This window comes from Neisseria sp. P0022.S010 (assembly GCF_051956635.1).
Map to the genome: position 1 here is coordinate 1 of NZ_JBQCXF010000584.1, position 1768 is coordinate 1768.

Annotated in this window: 3 pseudogenes; 2 read left to right on the forward strand and 1 reads right to left on the reverse strand. The window is 45.5% G+C overall.

What is annotated here, in order from left to right:
• Positions 1–225 precede the first annotated feature (225 nt).
• Positions 226–669, forward strand: a pseudogene (locus ACTHUT_RS19655) (transposase); the annotation flags it as partial.
• A gap of 26 nt (positions 670–695) precedes the next feature.
• Here ACTHUT_RS19655 and ACTHUT_RS19660 read toward each other — a convergent pair.
• Positions 696–1127, reverse strand: a pseudogene (locus tag ACTHUT_RS19660) (transposase); the annotation flags it as partial.
• On the opposite strand from ACTHUT_RS19660, the pseudogene ACTHUT_RS19665 reads away from it, so the two are divergent.
• Positions 1126–1233: pseudogene (locus ACTHUT_RS19665) on the forward strand (IS5/IS1182 family transposase); the annotation flags it as partial. The pseudogenes ACTHUT_RS19660 and ACTHUT_RS19665 overlap by 2 nt on opposite strands.
• Positions 1234–1768 lie beyond the last annotated feature (535 nt).

The window sequence follows — 1768 nt, forward strand, 5'->3', positions numbered from 1 at the left end:
CCTGTAATCTGTGTTGATGATGAAAGGTCGTCTGAAAACCTTGGAAACAGTGTTTCAGACGACCTTTATTATTTTTTAGGCTTATTTTAGATATTTCGATTACTTTTTAATGAGTGATTATCAAGTTAATCCACTATACATAAATTCTTTTTCGTTCAGGTTGAGACCTTTGCAAAATTCCCCAAAATCCCCTAAATTCCCACCAAGACATTCAGGGGATTTCTCATGAGCACCTTCTTCCGGCAAACCGCACAAGCCATGATTGCCAAACACATCGACCTCTTCCCATTATTGAAGTTGGATCAAGTGATTGATTGGCAGCCGATCGAACAGTACCTGAACCGTCAAAGAACCCACTACCTTAGAGACCACCGCGGCCGTCCCGCCTATCCCCTGTTGTCCATGTTCAAAGCCGTCCTGCTCGGCCAATGGCACAGCCTCTCCGATCCCGAACTCGAACACAGTCTCATCACCCGCATCGATTTCAACCTGTTTTGCCGTTTCGAAGAACTGAGCATCCCCGATTACAGCACCTTATGCCGCTACCGCAACCGGCCGGCGCAAGACAACACCCTGTCCGAACTGCTGGAACTGATTAACTGCCAACTGACCGAAAAAAACCTAAAAGTAGAAAAGGCATCCGCCGCCGTCATTGACGCCACCATTATTTAGACTGCCGGCAGCAAACGGCGTCATGCCCGGGCATAGCGGAATTTACGGTGCAGCGTACCGAAGCTTTGTTCGACCACATAACGGGTTTTCGATAAATACTGGTTACGCTTCGTTTGATTTTCCGTCAGCGGACGGTTGCGGTGGGCTTTGCGCATAATGCCGTCCAACAACTGATGTTCTTTCAGATGTTGCCGGTTTTCCTCACTGTCATAGCCTTTGTCGGCATAGACGGTCGAGCCTTCGGCAATGCCTTCCAATAAAGGCGACAGGTGGTTGCACTCATGGGTATTGGCGGGGGTGATGTGCAGTTTCTCGATATAGCCTTCTTCATCGGTACGGGTATGTTGTTTGTAACCGAGTCTGTAGAGGCCGTTTTTCTTTGTCCAACGGGCATCTTCATCTTTGCTCGGTGTGGTTTGGCCGCTGACTTGTCCTTCTTCATCGACTTCTATGGCATCCTATTTCGGTCTGATTAAAGTGAGCGCACAAAGCCATCTGAAGGCGATGTGTTTAAACCTGTTGAAAGCGGCTAACAGACTAAGTGTGCCTGTTGCTGCCTAAAAGGTGGCCGGATGCCTGATTATCAGGTATACGGGGAGGATTAAGGGGGTGTCTGAGTAGAATCAGTGGATACTTGAAATAAAAACAGCCGAAAACCTTTGTTTGGATTTTAGCTGTTGGAAGAAAAGGAATTTTGCTAAGGTCTCAGCCTGTTATTGTAAAGACAATGTTTCTAGATACACATCGGCCAACAAGAGCGACATCCTGTTAATACTATTGCTTCGCTTGCTGGCCGTATTCATAGGCGGTTTTGGCTTAGATTGTTACAGAATAAATATTTCAGACGACCTCGAAAAAGGATTGAGGTCGTCTGAAAAGCAGAAACCGTGTGCATGTGTACCGCGCCCACACTACTTACGTAGACTAAGACTTGCTTTGAGTTATGACAATGCCTTCTAGCCCAATAGATGGATTTATATAGTGGAAATTATATGTTTCTTTACTTTCAAGAAAGGGAGATACGCAAGGAAAAGTTTCTATAATTTCATTTGGAATACTGTCTTTTCCCCATGTGTACATATCAAAAATAATATTT